Annotated in this window: 27 protein-coding genes and 1 tRNA gene; 6 read left to right on the top strand and 22 right to left on the bottom strand. The window is 68.0% G+C overall.

Annotated elements, in window-relative coordinates; translation table 11 throughout:
• Window positions 1–22 precede the first annotated feature (22 nt).
• Window positions 23–1183, top strand: coding sequence for a serine hydrolase domain-containing protein (locus ACFQQC_RS13335; RefSeq protein WP_376862920.1), 1161 nt, complete (start codon window positions 23–25; stop codon window positions 1181–1183).
• A gap of 183 nt (window positions 1184–1366) precedes the next feature.
• Here ACFQQC_RS13335 and argC read toward each other — a convergent pair whose 3' ends face one another.
• The 4 genes from argC to rplM form a co-directional block, all read right to left on the bottom strand.
• Complete coding sequence (gene argC / locus ACFQQC_RS13330) at window positions 1367–2299, bottom strand: N-acetyl-gamma-glutamyl-phosphate reductase (RefSeq protein ID WP_376862919.1); 933 nt, start codon at window positions 2297–2299, stop codon at window positions 1367–1369.
• Complete coding sequence (locus ACFQQC_RS13325) at window positions 2296–2511, bottom strand: hypothetical protein (protein WP_376862918.1); 216 nt, start codon at window positions 2509–2511, stop codon at window positions 2296–2298. Before ACFQQC_RS13325 ends, argC begins: the two co-directional genes overlap by 4 nt.
• A gap of 73 nt (window positions 2512–2584) precedes the next feature.
• Window positions 2585–3073 carry a 30S ribosomal protein S9 gene (gene rpsI, locus ACFQQC_RS13320; protein ID WP_376862917.1) on the bottom strand — a complete coding sequence of 163 codons (489 nt, stop codon included), beginning with the start codon at window positions 3071–3073 and terminating at the stop codon, window positions 2585–2587.
• A gap of 2 nt (window positions 3074–3075) precedes the next feature.
• Window positions 3076–3549, bottom strand: a complete 474-nt coding sequence (gene rplM, locus ACFQQC_RS13315; protein WP_376863231.1) for a 50S ribosomal protein L13 — start codon at window positions 3547–3549, stop codon at window positions 3076–3078.
• A 385-nt stretch (window positions 3550–3934) separates the two neighbouring features.
• Here rplM and ACFQQC_RS13310 point away from each other — a divergent pair, with 385 nt between their 5' ends.
• Both ACFQQC_RS13310 and ACFQQC_RS13305 read left to right on the top strand, forming a co-directional pair.
• Entirely contained in the window at window positions 3935–4606 is a 672-nt protein-coding gene (locus ACFQQC_RS13310; RefSeq protein WP_376862916.1) for a hypothetical protein, read from the top strand.
• Window positions 4607–4891: 285 nt separating this feature from the next.
• Window positions 4892–6289, top strand: coding sequence for an alkaline phosphatase PhoX (locus ACFQQC_RS13305; protein WP_376862915.1), 1398 nt, complete (start codon window positions 4892–4894; stop codon window positions 6287–6289).
• Here the strand turns inward: ACFQQC_RS13305 and ACFQQC_RS13300 are convergent.
• Window positions 6286–7356 (bottom strand): COX15/CtaA family protein, encoded by a 1071-nt coding sequence (locus tag ACFQQC_RS13300; protein ID WP_376862914.1) that lies wholly within the window; start codon window positions 7354–7356, stop codon window positions 6286–6288. The two genes, ACFQQC_RS13305 and ACFQQC_RS13300, sit on opposite strands and share 4 nt — an antisense overlap.
• A gap of 133 nt (window positions 7357–7489) precedes the next feature.
• Here ACFQQC_RS13300 and ACFQQC_RS13295 point away from each other — a divergent pair, with 133 nt between their 5' ends.
• Both ACFQQC_RS13295 and ACFQQC_RS13290 read left to right on the top strand, forming a co-directional pair.
• Window positions 7490–7741, top strand: a complete 252-nt coding sequence (locus ACFQQC_RS13295) for a transglycosylase (protein WP_376862913.1) — start codon at window positions 7490–7492, stop codon at window positions 7739–7741.
• Window positions 7741–7941, top strand: a complete 201-nt coding sequence (locus tag ACFQQC_RS13290; RefSeq protein ID WP_376862912.1) for a DUF2842 domain-containing protein — start codon at window positions 7741–7743, stop codon at window positions 7939–7941. Before ACFQQC_RS13295 ends, ACFQQC_RS13290 begins: the two co-directional genes overlap by 1 nt.
• 7 nt (window positions 7942–7948) lie before the next feature.
• Here ACFQQC_RS13290 and ACFQQC_RS13285 read toward each other — a convergent pair whose 3' ends face one another.
• From ACFQQC_RS13285 to ACFQQC_RS13250, 8 genes are all read right to left on the bottom strand, one after another.
• Window positions 7949–8914, bottom strand: coding sequence for a hypothetical protein (locus tag ACFQQC_RS13285; protein WP_376862911.1), 966 nt, complete (start codon window positions 8912–8914; stop codon window positions 7949–7951).
• 196 nt (window positions 8915–9110) lie between these two features.
• Window positions 9111–9187, bottom strand: a tRNA-Pro gene (locus ACFQQC_RS13280).
• A 55-nt stretch (window positions 9188–9242) separates the two neighbouring features.
• Window positions 9243–9695 carry a MerR family transcriptional regulator gene (locus ACFQQC_RS13275; RefSeq protein ID WP_376862910.1) on the bottom strand — a complete coding sequence of 151 codons (453 nt, stop codon included), beginning with the start codon at window positions 9693–9695 and terminating at the stop codon, window positions 9243–9245.
• A 5-nt stretch (window positions 9696–9700) separates the two neighbouring features.
• Window positions 9701–10003: an integration host factor subunit alpha gene (locus tag ACFQQC_RS13270; RefSeq protein ID WP_376862909.1), complete on the bottom strand. Its 303-nt coding sequence runs from the start codon at window positions 10001–10003 to the stop codon at window positions 9701–9703.
• Window positions 10004–10077: 74 nt separating this feature from the next.
• Window positions 10078–11055, bottom strand: a complete 978-nt coding sequence (locus ACFQQC_RS13265; protein ID WP_376862908.1) for a beta-ketoacyl-ACP synthase III — start codon at window positions 11053–11055, stop codon at window positions 10078–10080.
• Window positions 11052–12098: a phosphate acyltransferase PlsX gene (gene plsX / locus ACFQQC_RS13260; protein ID WP_376863230.1), complete on the bottom strand. Its 1047-nt coding sequence runs from the start codon at window positions 12096–12098 to the stop codon at window positions 11052–11054. Before plsX ends, ACFQQC_RS13265 begins: the two co-directional genes overlap by 4 nt.
• 126 nt (window positions 12099–12224) lie before the next feature.
• Window positions 12225–12737, bottom strand: a complete 513-nt coding sequence (locus ACFQQC_RS13255) for a YceD family protein (protein WP_376862907.1) — start codon at window positions 12735–12737, stop codon at window positions 12225–12227.
• Entirely contained in the window at window positions 12734–13264 is a 531-nt protein-coding gene (locus ACFQQC_RS13250) for a ubiquinol-cytochrome C chaperone family protein (protein ID WP_376862906.1), read from the bottom strand. The genes ACFQQC_RS13255 and ACFQQC_RS13250 overlap by 4 nt, the downstream gene beginning before the upstream one ends.
• A gap of 87 nt (window positions 13265–13351) precedes the next feature.
• On the opposite strand from ACFQQC_RS13250, the gene ACFQQC_RS13245 reads away from it, so the two are divergent.
• A complete protein-coding gene (locus ACFQQC_RS13245; protein ID WP_376862904.1) occupies window positions 13352–13828 on the top strand; it encodes an outer membrane protein assembly factor BamE in 477 nt (158 codons plus the stop codon).
• A 113-nt stretch (window positions 13829–13941) separates the two neighbouring features.
• Here the strand turns inward: ACFQQC_RS13245 and ACFQQC_RS13240 are convergent, their stop codons facing one another.
• The 9 genes from ACFQQC_RS13240 to nrdR all read right to left on the bottom strand — a co-directional run bounded on the left by ACFQQC_RS13240 (window position 13942) and on the right by nrdR (window position 21589).
• Complete coding sequence (locus ACFQQC_RS13240; RefSeq protein WP_376862903.1) at window positions 13942–16092, bottom strand: sodium-translocating pyrophosphatase; 2151 nt, start codon at window positions 16090–16092, stop codon at window positions 13942–13944.
• Between the two features lie 177 nt (window positions 16093–16269).
• Entirely contained in the window at window positions 16270–16695 is a 426-nt protein-coding gene (locus ACFQQC_RS13235; protein ID WP_376862902.1) for a hypothetical protein, read from the bottom strand.
• A 41-nt stretch (window positions 16696–16736) separates the two neighbouring features.
• Entirely contained in the window at window positions 16737–17726 is a 990-nt protein-coding gene (gene thiL / locus ACFQQC_RS13230; protein WP_376862901.1) for a thiamine-phosphate kinase, read from the bottom strand.
• 5 nt (window positions 17727–17731) lie between these two features.
• Entirely contained in the window at window positions 17732–18256 is a 525-nt protein-coding gene (gene nusB, locus ACFQQC_RS13225; RefSeq protein WP_376862900.1) for a transcription antitermination factor NusB, read from the bottom strand.
• The gene (gene ribH, locus ACFQQC_RS13220) at window positions 18253–18717 is read right to left on the bottom strand and encodes a 6,7-dimethyl-8-ribityllumazine synthase (protein ID WP_376863229.1); all 465 of its coding nucleotides are present in this window, start codon (window positions 18715–18717) and stop codon (window positions 18253–18255) included. Before ribH ends, nusB begins: the two co-directional genes overlap by 4 nt.
• Complete coding sequence (gene ribB / locus ACFQQC_RS13215) at window positions 18711–19847, bottom strand: 3,4-dihydroxy-2-butanone-4-phosphate synthase (RefSeq protein WP_376862899.1); 1137 nt, start codon at window positions 19845–19847, stop codon at window positions 18711–18713. The genes ribH and ribB overlap by 7 nt, the downstream gene beginning before the upstream one ends.
• Window positions 19847–20437: a riboflavin synthase gene (locus tag ACFQQC_RS13210; RefSeq protein WP_376862898.1), complete on the bottom strand. Its 591-nt coding sequence runs from the start codon at window positions 20435–20437 to the stop codon at window positions 19847–19849. The genes ribB and ACFQQC_RS13210 overlap by 1 nt, the downstream gene beginning before the upstream one ends.
• Window positions 20438–20489: 52 nt before the next feature.
• A complete protein-coding gene (locus ACFQQC_RS13205; RefSeq protein ID WP_376862897.1) occupies window positions 20490–21119 on the bottom strand; it encodes a RibD family protein in 630 nt (209 codons plus the stop codon).
• Window positions 21119–21589 carry a transcriptional regulator NrdR gene (nrdR, locus tag ACFQQC_RS13200; protein WP_376862895.1) on the bottom strand — a complete coding sequence of 157 codons (471 nt, stop codon included), beginning with the start codon at window positions 21587–21589 and terminating at the stop codon, window positions 21119–21121. Before nrdR ends, ACFQQC_RS13205 begins: the two co-directional genes overlap by 1 nt.
• Window positions 21590–21591: the final 2 nt, after the last annotated feature.

Raw genomic sequence — 21591 nt, 5'->3', positions numbered from 1 at the left:
ATCGAACTGCTAGGCTGGCCGCATGAAACACCTGCTCGCGCCCCTGATCGCCGCCGCCACGCTCGTCTCAGCCCTGCCCGTCTCGGCCCAGCAGCCGACGCCCGAGACCGCCCCCGCCGGCGTCCTCTTCTGGTCGCCCGCCGACCGCGAGCGGGTGTTCCGCACCATGGACACCGTCCTGCCCCACGCCCCGGTCAGCCGCGGCGACGGCCCGGTCCGCGCCCTGCCCGAGGGCGCGCCGATCGACCTCGACCCGAGCGCCTACATGGCCGACCAGCGCGTCGCCGGGGTGCTGGTGATCCAGGACGGCAAGGTCCGGCTGGAGCGCTACGGCCTCGGCATCGACGCCGACACCCGCTGGGTCTCCTTCTCCATGACCAAGAGCCTGACCTCGACCCTGGTCGGCGCGGCGCTGAAAAGCGGCGCCATCGGCTCGCTGGAGGATCCGGTCACCCGCTACCTGCCCGCCCTCGCCGGCGGCGGCTATGACGGCGTCACCGTCCGCCAGCTGCTGACCATGACCTCGGGCGTGGGCTGGAACGAGGACTATTTCGACCCCAACGCCGACGTCGCCCGCTTCCTGCAGGAGCCCGCCGTCGCCGGTCGTGACCCTGTGGTGAGCTATATGGCCCGCCTGCCCCGCGCCCATCCGCCGGGCACGCAATGGAACTATTCCACCGGCGAGACCAATCTGGTCGGGGCCCTCGTCGCCGCCGCCGAGAACAAGCCGCTGGCCCAATTGCTCAGCGAACAGATCTGGTCCCGCGCCGGCATGCAGGCCGACGCCGTCTGGGCCCTGGACCAGGGCGGGCGCGAGATCGGCGGCTGCTGTGTCTCGGCCGTCCTGCGCGACTGGGGCCGCATCGGCCTGATGGCGCTGGAGGACGGCGTGGTCGGCGGCGAGCGCCTCGTGCCCGACGACTGGTTCGCCCAGGCCGTCACCAAACAGGCCGAGACCGGCACGCCCGGCGAGGGCTACGGCTTCCAGTGGTGGACCCAGGACGACGGCGTCTATGGCGCCTACGGCATCTTCGGCCAGACCATCCGCGTCGATCCCGAGCGCAATCTGGTCATCGTCCTCCTGTCCGCCTGGCCCAACGCCGTGGGCCGCACCCACAGCGCCGCCCGCCGCGCCTTCTTCGATCAGGTGGTGCGGGCCGTGGACGCCGCGCCGCAGGACTGATCCCCCAACGGCTATCGTCATCCCGGGGGCGCGCAGCGAACCCCGGGACCCAGCGGCGCGCGTGAGCGCGAAGCTGTCGCAAGCACACTACTCCAACTTCGACCTTCAGGGTTTCGCCGCCGTCGCGGCGCCGCTCGGTCCCGACTTTCGTCGGGATGACGATAGCAGGGACGGGAGCTGGCCTCAGCTAAGCCCCGCCCCTTCATCCAGACCCAGCATCAGGTTCAGGTTCTGCACCGCCGCGCCCGACGCCCCCTTGCCGAGGTTGTCCAGCAGGGCGACCAGCCGCACCTGTTCCCCGCCACGATCGCCGAAGACGTGCAGGCGCAGCCGGTTGGTGCCGTTCAGCCCCTCCGGATCGATCCCGGTCATGGCCTCGGTCTCCTCCAGCGAGGCGACCTCGACGAACCGCTGGCCCGCATAGGCCTCGACCAGCGCGCCATGCACCACCTCGACCGAGGGCGAGCCCGGCAGGGCCGACAGGTGCAGCGGAACCTCGACCAGCATCCCCTGCCGGTACGACCCCACCGCCGGGGCGAACAGCACCTTGCGCTCCAGCCCGGTGTGCAGGGTCATCTCCGGCACATGCTTGTGCTTCAGCGTCAGGCCATAGGCGCGATAGGCCTCGGCCTCGCCGCTCTCGAACTCGGCGATCATCGCCTTGCCGCCGCCGGAATAGCCGCTGACCGCATTGACCGTCACCGGCAGGCCCGCCGGAATGATCCCCGCCGACACCAGCGGCCGCACCAGACCGATGAAGCCGGTCGGATAGCAGCCGGGGTTCGACACCCGCGTCGAGCCCGCGATCTGCTCGCGCTGCCCCGGCGCCATTTCGGCGAAGCCATAGGTCCAGTCCGGATCGACCCGATAGGCGGTCGAGGCGTCGATCACCCGCACGGCGGGGTTCTCGATCATGCCCACGGCTTCCTTCGCCGCATCATCCGGCAGGCACAGGATCACCGCGTCAGCCGCGTTCAGCGCCTCACGCCGCGCCTCGACGTCGCGCCGCCGGTCGCCCAGCAGCAGCAGCTCCAGATCACTGCGCGCCTCCAGCCGCTCGCGGATCTCGAGCCCCGTGGTGCCGGCTTCGCCGTCGATGAAGATGGTGTGGGTCACTCTACGGGCTCCAGGTAGGCTTCGTGGACGTCGATCGCCTCGCCGTCCTCAAACTCAACGGAATAGATCACGCCGTCCGGAAAGGCGGCGAAGTGACTGCCTTTCGGCCGTGTCTCAAAAACGGCGATGACGTTCGAGCGCGCACCGGGCCGCAACTCAACAGGCGCTGAAGTGACCGTCCGAACGACATCGTCATACGTAAAGCGAGGCATAGGCATCCCAGCCAAAAGAAAAAGGGCGCTCCGGTTTCCCGAAGCGCCCCAAATCCAAACCGCGTGAACGCGATTAGCGCTTCGAGAACTGGAACGAACGGCGAGCCTTGGCGCGGCCGTACTTCTTGCGCTCGACGACGCGGCTGTCGCGGGTCAGGAAGCCGTGCGGCTTCAGAACCTTGCGCAGTTCCGGCTCGTAGTGGGTCAGGGCGTGCGACAGGCCGTGGCGGATGGCGCCGGCCTGGCCCGACAGGCCCGAACCTTCGACGGTGCAGATCACGTCGAACTGGGTTTCACGCTCGGTGACGACCAGCGGCTGGGCGATCATCATGCGCAGAACCGGACGAGCGAAGTATTGCTCCTGGTCCTTGCCGTTGATGGTGAACTTGCCGGTGCCCGGCTTCACCCACACGCGGGCGATGGCGTTCTTGCGCTTGCCGGTCGAATAGGCGCGGCCTTGCGCGTCCAGCTTCTGGACATGGACCGGGGCTTCGGATTCAGCCGAGGCCGACAGGCCCTTCAGGGCGTCGAAGCCGGTGTTTTCGGTGGTGACGTCGGTCATGCTCAGACGCTCCGGGTGTTCTTGGCCGACTTCGAGGCGAAGTCGATGGTTTCGGGCGACTGGGCGGCGTGGCTGTGCTCGGAACCCGAGAACAGACGCAGGTGCGTCATCTGCTTGCGGGCCAGCGGGCTTTCCTTCGGCAGCATGCGCTCGACGGCCTTCTCGAGCACGCGCTCGGGGAAGCGACCGCCCAGGACCTTCTCCGGGGTCGTCGACTTGACGCCGCCCGGGTGGCCGGTGTGACGGTAGTACACCTTGTCGGTGTTCTTCTTACCGGTGAAAACGACCTTGTCGACGTTGGTCACGACGACATAGTCGCCGCAATCGACGTGCGGGGTGTAGTCACCGCGGTGCTTGCCGCGCAGACGGTTGGCGATGAAGGTCGCGAGACGGCCCACCACGACGCCTTCGGCGTCGATGTGGATCCACTTCTTCTCGACCTCGGCCGGCTTCAGCGAAGCCGTGGTGCTCTTCAGCATAACGAGGAGTCCTTGGGAGACGGGCGAAACGGTGTGCTCCCCCGGCTGACCGGAAGAACGGAAGGCGCGCTGATAGAGGAAGCCCGGACGGCGGTCAATGCCGATTTGCGCGGCAGTTTCGGGTTACAACGCTGTAAAACAACAGAAAAGTCGAAACGGTATTAAAATACCATATCGTTTCGGGCGCCTTGGGGCTTGGGGGCGGGTAGGTCGAATGAGGTTCTAGGCTCCAGGGGTCAGGTTTCAGGGGCGCATCCGATCCCAATCTCTTCACCGGCCTCCCAAACCCAGAACCTGAAACCTGGAACCTGAAACCTCCCCTCCCATACGTCCAATTTTGACGTACCGCCGTTCCATAATGCCTCCACACCCGGAGGCTTCCATGACCGACGCAGCCCGAACCGCATCCCCCACCGACCCCGCCGACGCGGGCCTCCACACCGTCCCCGACGAAATCTGGGACCAGGTTCGCGACGACTACCTCTCCGGCTGGTCCGCGCCCGCCTGTTGCCGGCGCTACGGTGTGGGCCTCAGCACCCTGCGCAAGCGGGCGGCCGGCGAGGGCTGGCGGCGGGCCGACCGGCCGTGGAGCCCGCCCAACGGGCTGGAGCACGATGACGAGGGTCTGACGCTGGAGGAACAGTTCGACGGCGATCTGGACCAGATCCCGCTGGGCGAGCTGGCGCTGGTGGCCTTCCAGCGGATGATGCGGGCGGTGCTGCACGGCAAGGCCATGGAGGCCCTGCGCTGGCGCCGCGTCTATACGATGCTGCAGGCCGAGACGGTCGAGATCGAGCGTCGCCGCCGGGCCGCCGAGGTCGAGCGCCTGAAGGCCAACAGCCGTCACAGCAAGGCCTTCGCCGACGCCGTCCTCCAGGGCGCCCGCGCCGACTACGCCGCCGCCCTGATGGAGACGGACGACGCCGGGCCGATAGACGACATAGACGGGATAGACGGCATAGACGGTGTATTTTCACCGTCTCCGGGGGCTCCCCCGTCCCCCCGCATCCTGCCCGGCCTCCCGGGCGGCGCCCCGTTCATGGGCCCGCCATGAGCGCCGCCAGACACCCCAAAATGCTATCGTCATCCCGACGAAAGTCGGGACCCAGCGGCGCCGCGACGGCGGCGAAAGACGGCTGCGTGACGTTCGGGCGCCCGCGCTCTCCCGGCGTTCGCTTCGCGCCCCCGGGATGACGATAGCAAGAAGGAGCCCCCACGCCTCCCTACTCCCTACTCCCTACTCCCTACTCCCTCCGAGACCATCCGCCGCGCCCACTGTCACAGAACCCTGACCGACGCCCGTCATAAGCGCGGCAGTTTTCCTGCCGGAGTGCCTCCCATGCGTTTGAACCGTCGTAACCTCATGGGAACGGGCGGCGCCGCCCTCGCCTTCACCGGCCTGGCCCGGCACGCCTCGGCGCAAGCCACAGCCCCGGGCGAAGAGACCTACGTCAACCAGATCCACGGCTACGGCCCGCTGCGGGAAGACCCCAACAAGCTGCTCGATCTGCCCGAGGGCTTCACCTACCAGGTCATCGCCCAGGGCGGCGACACAATGGACGACGGCCTCTTCGTCCCCGGCCAGCCGGACGGCATGGCCTGCTTCCCGCTGGAGGGCTCGCAGGTCGCCCTGGTGATGAACCACGAGCTCAAGGGCTCCAGCAGCCTGCACCGCAACCTCGGGCCCGGCGGGCTGCATCAGGAGCGGCTGGGCCAGCTGGACGTGTCCAAGGCCTTCGACACCTACAAGGACGGCCGCCCCCTGCCCGGCGGCTGTTCGACCCTGATCTATGATTTGGCGACCCGCCAGTCGATCAGCCACCGCCTGACCCTCGCCGGCACCTCCACCAACTGCTGCGGCGGTCCGACGCCCTGGGGCAGCTGGCTGAGCTGCGAGGAGACCATCGAGACCCCCGCCGACGCCGACGTCACCAAGGCCCACGGCTGGGTCTTCGAGGTGCCCGCCACCGCCACCGGCCTGGTCGATCCCGTGCCGCTCAAGGCCATGGGCCGCTTCGACCACGAGGCCGTCTGCATCGATCCGCGCACCGGCGTCGCCTACCTGACCGAGGACGTGAACGACAGCCTCTTCTACCGCTTCATCCCGAACGTCCCGGGCAAGCTGATCGAGGGCGGCAAGCTGCAGGCCATGGCCTGGAAGGGCGCGCCTTCGGCCGACACCCGCAATCAGGACGGCCAGCGCAGCTGGGCCGTCGGCGACTGGCGCGAGATCGAATGGATCGATCTGGAGGACGTCGAGGATCCCGCCGGCGACCTGCGCATCCGCGGCCACCGCGCCGGCGCCGCCCTGATCGCGCGCGGCGAAGGCATCTGGTGGGGCGACAACGAGATGTACTTCACCGCCACCTCGGGCGGTCCGATCCGCGCCGGTCAGGTCATGCGTCTGGTCCCCGGCCTGAACGGCGCCGCCGACCGCCTTCAGCTGTTCGTCGAGAGCGCGGACAAGAAGGTCGCCAACATGGCCGATAACATCACGATCGCGCCCTGGGGCCACCTGATCCTGTGCGAGGACAACTACTCCTCCGAGATCCGCAACCACCTCAAGGGCGTCACCCCGGAGGGCCAGATCTATGTGATCGCCCGCAACGTCTTCCGCGGCAACTCCGAGTTCGCCGGAGCCTGCTTCTCGCCCGACGGCGAGGTTCTGTTCGTCAACATCATGTACCCCGGCATGACCCTTGCCATCCGGGGGCCGTGGGCGAGCGTGCGGGCCTAGAAGAAGCCCCGCACCCGCGGCCCCGACATGAACAGCCGGGGCTGCGACCGGCGGACCAGCCACAGGTTCACGGTCGCCAGCGCCAGCACCAGGGCGGCGCCCGCCTGATGCAGTCCGCCCAGCCACAGCGGCACGGCGTGCATCAGGGTCACGATCCCCAGCGCCGCCTGCAGCCACAGGGCGACCGCGACCGCGAAGGCGCTCGCGCCCAGCCCCTCGGCCAGCCGCCAGCGCCAGGCCTGCACCGCATAGACGGTGCCGCCGATCAGCAGGGCGTAGGCGAAGATCCGGTGGTTGAACTGCACCAGCGCCTGGTCATGCAGGAAGGCCAGCGCCCCTTTGCCCCACTCCACCGGCGGCAGGACCGCGCCGTTCATCAGCGGCCAGTCGGTGTAGATAAAACCGGCCTTGGCCCCGGCCACCAGCCCGCCCAGCAGGCACTGGAACAGGACCGCGCCCAGCAGGATCGCCGCGCCCCGGCTCCAGCCCTCGGGCGACCGCGAATGCTCCTCGCCGTTCCAGGCCTCCAGCCCGGTCCAGATCAGGCCCATGAAGATGACCAGCGCCAGGCCGAGGTGAACCGTCAGCCGCTCGGGGGCCACGTCGACCCGCTCGCTCAGCCCGCTGGTCACCATCCACCAGCCGATCAGCCCCTGCAGCCCGCCCAGCCCCAGCAGGACCACGCAGCGCCCGATCAGCCGGCGCGGCAGCTTGCGGAACGCGAGGAAGATCAGGAAGGGCGCAGCGAAGACGCCGCCGATCAGCCGTCCCAGCACCCGGTGGAACCACTCCCAGAAGAAGATGCCCTTGAACTCGTCCAGGCTCATGCCCGCATTGACCTGCTGGTACTGCGGGATGGCCTTGTACTTGTCGAAGGCCTCCATCCAGTCGGCGTGGTTCAGGGGCGGGATCCAGCCCATGATCGGCTTCCACTCGGTGATCGACAGGCCCGAGCCGGTCAGGCGGGTCACCCCGCCGACCACGACCATGGCGAACACCATGACCGCCACGGTCCAGAGCCAGATCGCCACCGCCCGGCTTCGATCCCTGCCACCCAAACGCTTCATTCGACGCCTGCTGTTCCGAACGTTACATTGCCGCTAACGCTATTCGGCGCGCGGACCTGTGCGGTATGCCCCCGCAGGACGACGAGCGCGAGTCGCTTTTCGGCGCAGCGTCGCCGCATGGGGAGAAGGTCGTTTGCAGTACGCCGATATCGTCACCGCCGTTCTGGGCGCCTTCGTGCTGGCCTGGCTAGCGGATCTCATGACAGGGCGGCGGGGCCTGCTGGCCACCTCGCTGGTGGCCGCCACGGGCGCAATCGCCGGCTGGTTCCTGGCCGTCCGCGTCTTCGGCGTCTCGACCATGGATCAGTGGATCTGGGTGCTGTGGTCGATGATCGGCTCGGTCATCGCCCTGGTCGCCTTCTTCCTGTTCCGCAGCAAACGCTGATGGGCGGCCGCACCCGTCGCTTCATCGCCATGATCGGCCTGCTGGTCTTCCTGGCGGTCTGGATCTGGGGCGTCATCGCCCTGCGCGGCCTGTTCGGCCCCAACATGCTGCTGGACCTGCTGTTCTTCGCCGTCGGCGGCATCGGCTGGGGCGTGCCCCTCTACCCGCTGTTCAAATGGGCCGAGAGCGGCAAGGACTGATCAGGGCTCAGGGCTGCGGATCCAGCACCGCAAAGGTCGAGTTCACCGCGTCCAGCACCAGCACGCGGTCGACGAACAGCTTGTTGCCGGTCATGCCGCCCAGCCCCGACGACCGCATGGCATTGGCCTGCGCTTCATCCACGCCCTCGATCCAGGCCACCTCGCCCAGAGGGATCACCGTCTCCCCGAAGGCCGCGACGCTGCGGGTCGGGGCGACATGGGCGGTCAGCGTCCGTCCCCACGAGTTGACGCCGAAGCTCGTCGCTCCGACCCCGCCGTTGGTCTTGGCCATCCAGTCGTCCTGACTGGTCAGCAGGGAGAAGGCGCTCGAACCGGTGTCCAGCATGATCGCCTTGGCCTCGCCGTCGATTGTGAGCCCGGTCAGCACCACGCCGCGCGGCGTGAAGATGAACGGGCGCATCTGCCCCTCGGCCACCAGCCCCTCCGGCGCTTCATCGCCCACGAAGATGCGGCTGCGCGGATAGTCGATCACCAGCGTCCGGCCGCGCAGCAGGTCCGCGCCGACCGTGCCGATCACATCGACATGCTCCGGCTCATCCCAGCGGATGCCGCCGTTCGAGCCATCATCGACGATGCGGACCTGACGGGCGTCCGCTCGGACATCTCCCATCGCGAAGGCGAAATGCGCGACCCGGCCATCCGCGCCGACCGTCTGCCCGGGAAGCCGTTCGGACAGGCTCTCCAGCTTGCCCTTCATCAGGACCGTGTCGGGCGCGCCCAGATCGAACTGCATGTAGAGGGTCTTGGGGCTCCCCTCGACGCGAACCGGCAGCAGCAGCGCCGCATGCGGCTCAACCCGATCCCCGAACCGGGCTTCGCTCCACTGGAACGGAACCTCCGTATTCGCCCCGGTCAGGACCAGTTCGGGCGACTGAACCGGCGACTGTACCGGCGACTGGGCCAGCGCCGGCGCGCCCAGGGACAAGGCCACCACCGCGAAAAGGGCTTGCACCCAATAGACCGCCCGAAACATCAACCGCCCCCACCACACTGATCGCCAGCCCGCGATCCTCAAGGGCTAACAGCCGGTCCGCCGGGCGACACCTTAAACTTCCTCCACAATGGCGAAGCTCGGACCGCCGAAGCGTGCAGTTGCAAAGGGGCCGTCCGAAGACGACCCCTTCAACCAACCGATTTTCTTTCGAAAATGGTCGGAGCGACAGGATTCGAACCTGCGACCCCTTGACCCCCAGTCAAGTGCGCTACCAGGCTGCGCCACGCTCCGAGAGGCGCTCCCTATAAACGGGGTCGCGCCCGGCGCAAACCCAAAAAAGCAGCTGTCACGCCGATCGCGAAAGCACGGCTTCCAGACGGGCCTTCGCCCCCTCCAGTTCCGCCAGCGCCTGACGCAGACGAACCGTCGATACAGGAGCCGCGACCGGAGACGGAGTCGGCGCCGCGACGGGCTTGGCCGCCACGGGCTCCACGGCCACGCCGTCAGGCTCGAAGCTGACCAGACCTTCCGGATCCCCCCAGGCGGCGATGCGCTTGAGGCCCTGTTCCTTGTACAGGCGCTGCACGCCCTTGATGGTCATGCCCTCGTCGTGCAGCAGCCGCTTCACGGCCTTCAGCACCACCAGGTCCTGCGGGCGATAGAAGCGCCGTCCGCCCGCCCGCTTCAGCGGCGCGACGAAGGTGAATTTGGTTTCCCAGAAGCGCAGCACATGCTGCGGCGCGCCGATCTCCTCGGCGGCTTCCGAAATGGTTCTGAAGGCGTTGGGGCTCTTGGCCACGATGATCAGTCGGCGACGACGGCGTCGTGCACCCGGCCCTTCATGATCTGCGAGGCGCGGAAGCTGATGACCCGGCGCGGGTTGATCGCGGCCGGTTCGCCGGTCTTGGGATTGCGGCCCATGCGGGCGCGCTTCTCGCGGACCTGGAACACGCCGAACCCGGACAGCTTCACGGTCTCGCCGCGCTCAAGCGACTCGACGATGAGCTCCAGGGTGCGCTCGACCATCTGCGAGCACTCCTGACGCGACAGTCCCACTTCCTCGTGGACGGCTTCGCACAGATCGGCCCGGGTCAGGGTCTGCGTCACGGCTTACTCCCCCTCTTTCGTCAATGCGTCGCATAAGAGGGCAAGAGCCCTGAAATGAAAAGACGAAATGCGCGTTACAGACGAATCGCGCAGGCGCCCCAGGTCAGGCCGCCGCCCATGGCCTCCATCACGATCAGGTCGCCACGCTTGATGCGCCCGTCCTTGATCGCCGCGTCGAGCGCCAGCGGGATGGAGGCGGCGGAGGTGTTGGCGTGCAGGGCGACGGTCGAGATGACCTTCTCCTCATCCAGCCCCAGCCGGTCGCCGACCCCGCGGATGATCCGCTGGTTGGCCTGATGCGGCACGAACCAGTCGACCTCGGGCACCTCGATGTTCGAGGCCTCACAGGCGGCGGTGATGGCTTCGGCGATGTTGATGACCGCGTGGCGGAAGACCTGGTTGCCGGCCATGCGCAGGTGACCGACCGAGCCGGTCGTGGCGGGGCCGCCATCAACGTACAGCAGGTCGGTCTTGGAGCCGTCGCAGCGCAGGGCGAAGCCCAGCAGCCCCTGATCGGCCTTGGTCCCCTGCCCTTCGCGCGGCTCGACCACCAGCGCACCGGCGCCGTCGCCGAACAGCACGCAGGTCGACCGGTCGTTCCAGTCCAGCAGTCGGGTCATTTCCTCGGCGCCGATCACCAGGGCGCATTTGGCCAGACCACGCGCGACGAAGCCGTCAGCGACGCTCAGCGCATAGACAAAGCCCGAGCAGACGGCCTGGACGTCGAAGGCGATGCCGACCGGCGCGCCCAGCTTGCGCTGCACGATCGCGGCGGTGGCCGGGAAGGTCATGTCCGGCGTGGTGGTGGCGACGATGATCAGGTCCACGTCCGCCGCGGTCTTGCCGGCGTCGATCAGCGCACGCTTGGCGGCCTCGACCGCCAGATCGCTGGTCGGCTGGTCGTCACGGGCCTTGTGACGCTGCTTGATGCCGGTCCGCTCCTGGATCCACTCGTCCGAGGTCTCGACGATAGCGGCCAGATCGGCGTTGGTGACGATCTGCTCGGGAAGGAAGGAACCGACGCCGGTCACGGCGCTGCGGGTGACGCTCACTGGGAAGTCTCCTTGGCCGCGTCCGCTTCGGGAGCGGGCGGCTGCTCAAGCACGGCGTTCAGCCTCTGCAGCTTCACGCCCACCTTGCTCATATAGTCGCTGCGGGCCAGATCGACAGCGATGCGGATGGCCGAACTGAAGCCCGCCGCCGTCGCGCCGCCGTGGCTCTTGACCACGATCCCGTTCAGCCCCAACAGCGGCCCGCCGTTGATGGCGTTGGGGTCGATCCGGGCGCTCATCTTCTTCAGCGCCGGATAGGCCAGCGCCGCGCCGGCCTTGGACAGCAGGCTGGACGTCAGGGCCTCCTTCATCAGCGAGCCGATGAATTTGGCGACGCCCTCGGCGGTCTTCAGGGCGATGTTGCCGGTGAAGCCGTCGGTCACGACCACATCCACCGTGCCCTTGGCGATGTCGTCGCCCTCGACGAAGCCGCGATAGTCCAGACCGAAGTCGCCTTCACGCAGCAGGCGCGCGGCCTCGCGGACCTCCTCGTGGCCCTTCATGTCCTCGGAGCCGACATTCAGGATGCCGACGGTGGGCGTCTCGACGCCATGGACGGCGGTCATGAAGGCTTCGCCCATGATGGCGAACTCGACCAGCTGCGCCGCATCGCTCTCGACGTTGGCGCCGACGTCCAGAACGGCGGTGATGCCCTTGTGCGTCGGCCAGCTGGCGACGATCGCCGGACGCTCCAGCCCCTGCACGGACATGCGCAGGATCAGCTTGGAAATGGCCATCAGGGCGCCGGTGTTGCCGGCCGACACGACAGCCGCCGCCTCGCCGGTCTTCACCGCCTCGATGGCGTTCCACAGGCTGGAGCCCTTGCCCCGGCGCATGGCCGTGGCGGGCTTCTCGTCCATGGCCACCACCTTGTCGGTGTGGCGCACCTCGCACAAGTCGTCACCGAGGCCGCAGCGGGCCATTTCGGCGCGGATGGCGCTCTCGTCGCCGTTCAGCAGGAAGCGGAGGCCCTCGCCGCCATGGCGTTTGCGGTACTCACAAATGCCGGCGACCACGACCGACGGGCCGTGATCCCCGCCCATGGCGTCAAGCGAGATCAGAATGGGGGATGGCAAGCCGTTTAGACTCCGACGCGCCCGCTCACGCGGCGCTGGGCTGGGTGCGACGATAACGCCGCACCGGGGGGATGCAACCGGGCGGACGCTGCGTCAACCTTCGTCGGAAGACTTCAACTGTTTCAGCACCGCGAAGGGCGAGATTTCCTTCGGCTCGGGCGGCTGGACGAATTCGGCCCCCGGCTTGCGCGGGAACGGGTCCAGATGCAGGGCCAGCTGTTCGACGACGTACTGACCCAGGTCGATCTGACCGTCCTCGACCACGTCCGGCGTCTCGTCCTCCATCGTGATCACGATCTCGTCGGACTCCTCATCGACCGGCTCGGCCAGCTGGACCGAGAAGCCTTCGTCGATGTCCAGCGGCAGCGGCTCCAGCGTGATTCCACAGGTCTGGGCCAGCTTCGCCCGCACCCTGCCGCCCAGCGTCCAGCCGGCGGCGGTCGGGACCAGATCGACGTCGGCCTCGAACGAATCGAGCGACGCCAGATCCAGCGCCTTCGCGATTCGACGCATCGCGGCGTCGTCCGGCTTGAGCGTGCGTTTCACGCCCGAGCCGATCTGATGCAGGCGGACGGGTTCGCTGTAGGGCAGTTCGGGGATGCTCATGCCTTCACCTCGGCCCATGCGGGCGACTTCATCGCGTCATTGAACGGTTGGGCCGCCAGCTGCGCGCGGCTGGTCAGCGCGTAGGTCGCCAGCGCCTTGCCGTCATCGGCGGCTTCGCTTTCGAGAACATTGCGGGCCAGACGTTCGGCCAGCAGGGCGGCGTCGCCGTCCCGCAGCGGCTGCTCATAGGCCGTCATCCGCCCGTAGAGCGACTCCGCCAGCTTGCGCATCTTCTTGCCCACCGAAATGTCGCCCACGCCGAGCTCCCGCAGGGTGTGGTCCAGCGCCGAGACATAGGTGTCGAACAGTTGCTGGCCGAAATCGCCGCCCTGCTCGGTCCCCTCGTCCTTCAGACGCATGGTCAGCAGCAGCATGTGCAGGGTGTAGAGCTCGAATCGCGCGTCGATCCGGTCCGGCACGCCCAGCACCGTATAGAAGCGCGGTTCCCGGGCCTGACGGACGATCAGATCATAGAGACCATCGCCGACGCGCTCGCGGCGCAGGGATTTCAGAAGATTTTGCAGCATGTTTCACGGCCCCTTTTCCGCCGCGCCGTTGAACTAAGGCTCGGGTCCGGTTAGGTCAAAGACCTTGTTCTGTCGCAGGCGCCGCTCATGCTCCGTTCGAAGCTCCTTTTCGCCGCCCTGTCGGCCACTGTCCTGACCGCCGGCTGCGCGCCCGTGGTGGGCCAGAATGGCTTCCAGGCCGTTGACGCCCGCCCCGCCGACATCGTCGCCGGCACGGACACCCGCCAGACGGTCCTGACCAAGCTGGGCTCGCCCTCGACCACCTCGACCTTCGAGCGCGACACGATCTGGTACTACATGACCCAGGTCACCGAGAAATATACCTACAACCTGCCGCAGGTGACCCAGCGGACGGTGACCGAGATCACCTTCAACGACGCCGGACAGGTCGCCGCCGTGCGCACCCTCGGCCTCGAGGATGGCCAGCAGATCGCCATGAACGGTCGCGAGACCCCGACCCGCGGTCGCCAGCTGACCATTCTCGAACAGCTGCTGGGCAACGTGGCCCGCGGCCAGCTGCCCCGGACCGAGGAAGACATGCCCGGCCAGCGCCGCCCGGACTAAGGTCTCGGCGCCACACTGGATATCGAAAGGCCCCGGAGATCGCTCTCCGGGGCCTTTCTCGTGGTGGCCAGTGGCGAAGGGTTGGCGCCGTCGCCGACGCCAACCCCCAACCGTCAGCCGATCTTGCCGCTCGCCAGCACCGCCAGCAGGAGCAGGGCGACGATGTTGGTGATCTTGATCATCGGGTTCACCGCCGGGCCGGAGGTGTCCTTGTAGGGATCGCCCACCGTGTCGCCGGTCACCGCGGCCTTGTGCGCCTCGGAGCCCTTGCCGTGGACCGCACCGTTCTTGTCGGTGAAGCCCTCTTCAATGACCTTCTTGGCGTTGTCCCAAGCGCCGCCGCCCGAGGTCATCGAGACGGCCACGAACAGGCCGGTCACGATCACGCCCATCAGCATGGCGCCCAGGGCGGCGAAGGCGTTGGCCTTGTCCGGCTGGATGAACAGGATGACCGTGAACAGCACGATCGGCGACAGCACCGGCAGCAGCGACGGCACGATCATCTCCTTGATCGCCGCGCTGGTCAGGATGTCGACGGCCTTGCCGTACTCGGGCTTGACCTGACCGGTCATGATGCCCGGGTTCTCGCGGAACTGACGGCGCACCTCGGCCACGACCGACTCGGCCGCGCGACCGACCGCCGTCATCGACATGCCGCCGAACAGGAAGGGCAGCAGCCCCCCGAACAGCAGGCCGACCACGACGTAGGGGTTGGTCAGGTCGAAGGCGACCGTGCCCAGACCTTCGAAGAAGCTGCCCGGCAAGGCCTCTTCCGCGAAGTATTTCAGGTCCTCGGTATAGGCTGCGAACAGGACGAGCGCGCCCAGGCCCGCCGAACCGATGGCGTAGCCCTTGGTCACGGCCTTGGTGGTGTTGCCCACCGCGTCCAGGGCGTCGGTCGAGTGGCGGACTTCCGGCGGAAGACCGGCCATCTCGGCGATGCCGCCGGCGTTGTCGGTGACCGGACCGAAGGCGTCCAGCGCCACGATCATCCCCGCCACGCCCAGCATGGTCGTGGTGGCGATGGCGATGCCGAACAGGCCGGCCAGCTGGAAGCTGACGACGATGCCGACGATGATGGCAAGGGCCGGAAGCGCGGTGGCCTCCAGCGACACGGCCAGACCCTGGATCACATTGGTGCCGTGGCCCGAGACCGAGGCGTTGGCCACCGAGCGGACCGGGCGGAAGTTGGAGCCGGTGTAGTATTCGGTGATGACCACGATGGCCGCCGTGACCACCAGACCGACCACGCCGGACCAGAAGAGCTGCATCGAGGTGATGACCAGCCCGCCGGACGTCGTGACCGTCGCCGGGGCGATGGTGTCGATGATCCACCAGACCGCGCCGATGGACAGCACGCCGGTGACGATGAGGCCTTGATAGAGGGCGCCCATGATGTTGTTCGACTTGCCCAGGCGGACGAAGAAGCTGCCGATGATCGAGGTCACGATGCAGATGGCGCAGATGGCCAGCGGCAGCAGCATCATCGCCCCGACATAGTCCGTGCCGCGGAAGAAGATGGCGGCCAGCACCATCGTCGCCACGGTCGAGACGGCGTAGGTCTCGAACAGGTCGGCGGCCATGCCGGCGCAGTCGCCGACGTTGTCGCCCACGTTGTCAGCGATGGTGGCGGCGTTGCGGGGGTCATCCTCGGGGATGCCGGCCTCGACCTTGCCCACCATGTCGCCGCCGACGTCGGCGCCCTTGGTGAAGATGCCGCCGCCCAGACGGGCGAAGATGGAGATCAGCGAGGCGCCGAAGCCCAGGGCGACCAGACCGTCGATGACCTCGCGGCTGGTGTTCTCCAGCCCCAGACCGGCGGTCATGAAGGCGTAGTAGCCCGCGACGCCCAGCAGGGCCCCGCCCGCCACGAACATGCCGGTGATGGCGCCCGAGCGGAAAGCGAGGTCCAGCCCCTTGGACAGCCCCTCGGAGGCGGCCTGGGCGGTGCGGACGTTGGCGCGGACCGAGATCAGCATGCCCGCGAAACCGGCCGCGCCCGAAAGCACCGCGCCGATCAGGAAGCCGAGGGCGGCCCATTGGCCGATCAGCAGGTATGCGGCGATCAGGATGACGACCCCGACCATGCCGATGGTCATGTACTGGCGACGCAGATAGGCGGAGGCTCCCTCCTGGATGGCCGCTGCGATCTCGCGCATACGGTCGTTGCCGGTGGGAGCTTTCATCAAGGCGGCGGTCTGGATTGCTCCGTAGAGAATCCCGAGGCCGCCTGCGGCTATGACAAGCCACAGATAGTTAGACATGGCGTTTCCAAACCCTGTGTGTAGGGCGCCCGGACCCTTGGCGCGGCGGGCGTTTTCGCCTCTCTCCGCCTTCCGGTCCCCCCGTGCGCAACGGCGGCCTCAAGGGCTGCCCTTGGGGATAACGGAGGAAGCCTGCCAAATGCGTCGGAGTGACGCAACAGGGTAAGGTGAACGCTGTTAGGCTGCGCGCATGCCCGAGCGCCAGCGCGGCGCCTGGCTGATGATCTCGACGCGGGCGACAGAGCCGCGGCCGCAGATCGTGGCCGCCGAGCGGATCAGGCTGGCGGACATGGCGTTCCCGTCGATGCGGGTCCAGTCGTCGGCGACCGTGAACGGCGTCCGGTGCGCGGCGCGGACAAGGGCGTCACGGAGATAGGCCTCCTTGCCGCGCATGCTCTCCAGCGTGGCCGAGCCGCCGAGATGCAGGCGCATGGAGACGAAGACGTAGTTGCGGATGCGACCGCCGGCGATGACCGGCAGGCCCACGCCCGAGATGTTGACCGAGGCCCCGCCCGAGGGCTTGTCCTCGGAGGCAGCGGCGGACGAGGCGACCGCCACGGCGGGCAGGACGGCGGCGGCAGAGATGAGATCGCGACGGCGCATGGCCGCATGCCTAACCGCCACGCCTTGAGATTTCGTTGCTCTCAGCGGTGGCTGAAGCCCGGGGCGGCGATCTCGACCGGCTTGCCGGCGAAACGGGCGGTGACGCCCTTTCCTTCCACGACCCGGCCGAGGCAGGTCAGCCAGATATGGCGGCGCTCGGCCTCGCGACGCAGCGCGGGCTCGTCCTTGGCCGCGGCCGTGAAAGCGATCTCGTAGTCGTCGCCGCCGGTGGCCAGCCGCTCCAGCGCCGCCTCCTCGTCCACGCGGGTGGCGAACCAGGCCTGGCCGGCGGGCGACAGGGGCGTGACCTCCAGATCGATGTCGATGCCGACGCCGCTGGTCGAGGCGATATGGCCGAGATCGGCGATCAGGCCGTCGGAGACGTCTAGCGAGGCGGTGGCCATGTCGCGGATGACATCGGCGAAGATCAGCCGCGGCAGGGGCGCGCGGTAGTGGTCGACCAGCGCCATCAGCCGCTCGGGCTCCAGAGACAGCTTCTCCTGCGCCGCCTGCAGGCCTAGCCAGCCGTCGCCGATGAAGCCGGTGACGAAGACCAGATCGCCGGGGCGAGCGCCGCCGCGGCTGACGGTGCGGCCCTTGGGCGCCCAGCCCATCAGGGTGGCGGAGAAGGTCGCGGGACCGGGGGTGACCACGGTGTCGCCGCCCAGCAGGGCTACGCCGAACGCCTTCTGATCGCGGGCCAGCCCCTCAACGAACAGCTCGCGTTCAGGCCAGCCGCATCGCTCGGACCAGCCGCAGGACAGCAGGTAGCCGAAGGGCTCCGCGCCCTTGGCGGCCAGATCGGACAGGTTCACCCGCAGCAGCTTCTGCGCCACCGTGTCCAGCGGATCGGTGGGCAGGAAGTGAACGCCCTCGACGATGGTGTCCTTGGTCAGGACCAGATCATAGCCGGGGCGGGTCGGCAGGACCGCAACGTCGTCCTTCAGGTCGCGGGCCCATTCGGGATGGGCCAGCGGGGCGAACAGCCGCCGGATCGTCTCGAACTCACCGGCGACATCGATTCCCGCCATTCAGATCAGCCGCGCACATCCCGGGCGACGCCGTCCAGCGCCGCATTGACGAACTTGGCCTCGGACTCGTCGAAGAAGGCCTTCGCCAGTTCGACATACTCGTCGATGATGATTTCCTTGGGCACGTCGCGGCTGGCGGTCAGTTCCCAGACGCCGGCGCGCAGCAGGGCGCGCAGGGTCGAGTCGAGACGCTCCATCCGCCAGTTCGAGGCCAGACGGGCCTTCACGGCTTCGTCGATGCTCCGCTGCTGGCCGACCACACCGCGCACGATGTCGGCGAAGTAGGCCTCATCGGCCTCGGCCAGGGGTTCACCCTCGATGTCGGCGTCGAAGCGGTGGTTCGAGAACTCGGTGATGACGGTGTCGACACCCTCCCCGGCCAGCTCCATCTGATAGAGGGCCTGGACGGCGGCGAGGCGGGCGACAGTGCGCGCGCGGCGCTGACGCGATGTCAGGGCCGGTTCGGCGCGGGACTTTTCGGCCTCGGCGAGTTGCTCGAGGACGGATTTGAGGCTGTTCGGTTCGGTCACGAGCCCAGTCCTACGCGCAGGCGCTTGCGCAAGGCAATGAGGTCGAGTGCGGCGCGTGCGGCGCCACCGCCCTTGTCACCCTCGCTGCGACGGGCGCGCGCCCAGGCCTGATCCTCGTCTTCCGTGGTCAGGATGCCGTTGCCGATGGCCACACCCTTGAGGCCCAGCTGGGTGATTCCGGCGGCCGACTGATCCGAGACGATCTCGAAATGGTAGGTCTCGCCACGAATGATCGTGCCCAGCGCGACGTAGCCGTCATAGCGGGGCGCGGTCGGGAAGCGGCCGGCTTCCTCGGCCATGGCGATCACGGTCGGCACTTCCAGCGCGCCCGGGACCGAGACCACGTCAAACTCGACGCCTTGCGCGCGCAGGGCGTCCTTCGCCCCGTCCAGCAGGGCGTCCGCCAGGTCGTCATAGAATCGCGCCTCGACGATGAGGACGCGGATAGGGGTCGTTACGATTGGTCTTCTCCGTCCATGTCGCGCCAGCCGACGATGCGGAGGCCGTAGCCTTCAAGCGCGGTGGGATTGGGGCGGGTCGAGGACATGACGATCATGTCCCGAACCCCGAGGTCCAGCAGGATCTGGGCGCCGACGCCATAGTTCCTGAGCGAGCGATCCACGGCCACAGGCTTCTCGACGCCGGCCAGACGCTCGGCCAGACCCTGCAGGTCCGGGTCGCGCAGGAAGACGGTGACGCCCGCGCCGTCATGGTCGCTGATCGCCTTGAGGGCCTGCGGAATGTAGCTCTGCCGGGCCTCGACGTGGCCCAGCAGGTCGGCGGCGAAATCGACCTGGTGCATGCGCACGAGGGTCGGCTTGCCCGGCTCGATCTTGCCGTGGACCAGGGCGACGTGTTCGGCGCCCTCGATGGTGTTCTTGTAGAGCATCAGCCGGAACGGGCCGCCGTGAACGCTTTCGAACGGCGTATCCATGACCCGCTCGACGAAGCGCTCGGTGCGGCGGCGGTAGGCGATCAGGTCGGCGATGGTGCCGATCTTCAGGCCATGCAGCTGGGCGAAGGCGATCAGGTCCGGCATGCGGGCCATCTCGCCGTCGTCCTTGATGATCTCGCAGATCACGGCGGCCGGGGTCAGGCCGGCCATGCGGCTGATGTCCACCGAGGCCTCGGTATGGCCCGCGCGGACCAGCACGCCGCCGTCGCGGGCGACCAGCGGGAAGATGTGGCCCGGCGTCACGATGTCATCGACGCCCTTGGTCGGGTCGGTGGCGACCTGGATGGTGCGCGAGCGATCGGCGGCGGAAATGCCGGTGGTGACGCCGTCCTTCGCCTCGATCGATACGGTGAAGGCGGTCTTCATGCTCTCGCGGTTGTCGGCGGCCATCGGCGGCAGGCGCAGCTGGCGGGCGCGGTCGCCGGTCATGGCGAGGCAGACCAGTCCGCGGGCCTGCTTGATCATGAAGTTGATCTGGTCCGGCGTGGCGAACTGGGCCGGAATGATGATGTCGCCCTCGTTCTCACGATCCTCGGCGTCGACGAGGATGTAGGGCTTCCCGTTGCGGGCGTCCTCGAGGATGTCCTCGATGGGGCTGATCGGGCTGTCGTTCATGTTTGCGGCTGCCGTTTGCATCAGGCCGTCTCCTGCCACCGCGCGAGGTATCGCGCCAGCATGTCGATCTCGAGATTCACAACATCGCCGACTTTCAGGCCGCCGAGCGTGGTCGCTTCCCAGGTGTGGGGGATGATGTTCAGGCCGAAGACCTGACCGTCGACCGCATTCACGGTCAGGGAAACGCCGTCGACGGTGATCGAGCCCTTGGGCGCGATGAAGCGGTGCAGCGGGGCCGGAGCCTCGATCTCGATGCGGTGCGAGCCGCCGTCCGGCGTGATCGAGACCACCTTGCCGAGGCCGTCGACGTGGCCCGAGACGATGTGGCCGCCCAGTTCGTCGCCCAGCTTGGCGGCGCGTTCGAGATTGACCCGATGCCCCTCGGTCCAGTCGCCCAGATTGGTCTTCGACAGGGTCTCGCCCGAGACCTCGACCGCGAACCAGCCGGGGCCTTTCTCGGTGACGGTCAGGCAGCAGCCTGCGTGGCTGATGGAGGCACCCAGATCGATGCCCGAGGTATCCCAGACGGTCTCGACCTCATAGCGGCGGTCGCGGGCGGTCTGCTCGACCTTACGGACCCGGCCGATGTCGGTGACGATTCCGGTGAACATTCAGGCGGCCTTGGACGTGAAAAACAGGGTGCAAACAGTGCAAATCGTACAATCAGCGGAGGACGTCGTAGCGTTCCCACAGATCGTCCCCGACGGGTTCGGCGGAGAGACGCCGGAACTTGGGGGCGTCGGCCAGCTTCGCAAGGGCCAGGGCGGCCACGCAGGGCAATCCGTCCCCGCCCAGAAGGATCGGCGCCCGGAACCACTCGATCCGATCGACCAGACCGGCGCGCAGGAAGGCGGCGGCGACCTGCCCTCCCCCTTCGATCAGAACCGATTGCGCTCCGGCCTTCGCAATGGCGGCCAGAGCGGCTTGGGGCGACGGACGCCCATCCTCGGCGGCGATGCGCTCGACGCGGGCGGACCCCACAGGCGCGGGCTCGGCCAAGGTGAGAATCAGGGTGTCGCCGGAGGCCACCTTCGCGGTCGCCGGCGTCCGGAGGGCGCTGTCGAGGACTACACGCAGAGGCTGGTCCACCGGGCGGCCCGGCAAGCGGGCGGTCAACTCGGGATCGTCGGCCAGAACCGTGCCGACGCCGACCAGAATGGCATCATGGGCGGCGCGCAGGCGGTGGCCTTCCAGCCGCGCCGCCTCGCCGGTGATCCATTTCGACTCGCCCGAGCCGGTCGCGATCCGTCCATCGAGGGAGCTCGCGACCTTCAATGTGACGGTCGGGCGCATCAGCGGCCGCCGGTCTCGTCGTCCAGACCCTCGTCGCCGAGGAAGCGGGCGAAGTCGCCGGTGTGGCGGAAGTCCTTGTAGACCGAGGCGTAGCGGACATAGGCCACCTCATCGACCGACTTGAGGGCCTTCATGATGAAGTCGCCGACGGTCGAGGACTGGATCTCGGTCTCGCCCAGGCTTTCCAGCTGACGGGTGATGCGGCTGACCAGCTGTTCGATCTGCTCGGGCTGGACCGGGCGCTTGCGCAGGGCGATGCCCAGCGAGCGCTCCAGCTTGTCCCGGTCGAAGGGCGTGCGACGGCCGTTGCGCTTGAGGATGACCAGCTCGCGCAGCTGGACACGCTCGAAGGTGGTGAAGCGCCCGTTGCACTGCGGGCAGGACCGGCGGCGGCGGATGGCCGCGCCGTCGTCAGACGGGCGGCTGTCCTTCACCTGGGTGTCCTGGTTTCCGCAGAAGGGGCACTTCATCG

It is taken from the genome of Brevundimonas sp. GCM10030266, from assembly GCF_042666595.1.
Classification (GTDB): domain Bacteria; phylum Pseudomonadota; class Alphaproteobacteria; order Caulobacterales; family Caulobacteraceae; genus Brevundimonas.
The sequence above is the reverse complement of the archived record's forward strand: the minus strand, read 5'-3'. Positions and strand labels throughout refer to the sequence as shown.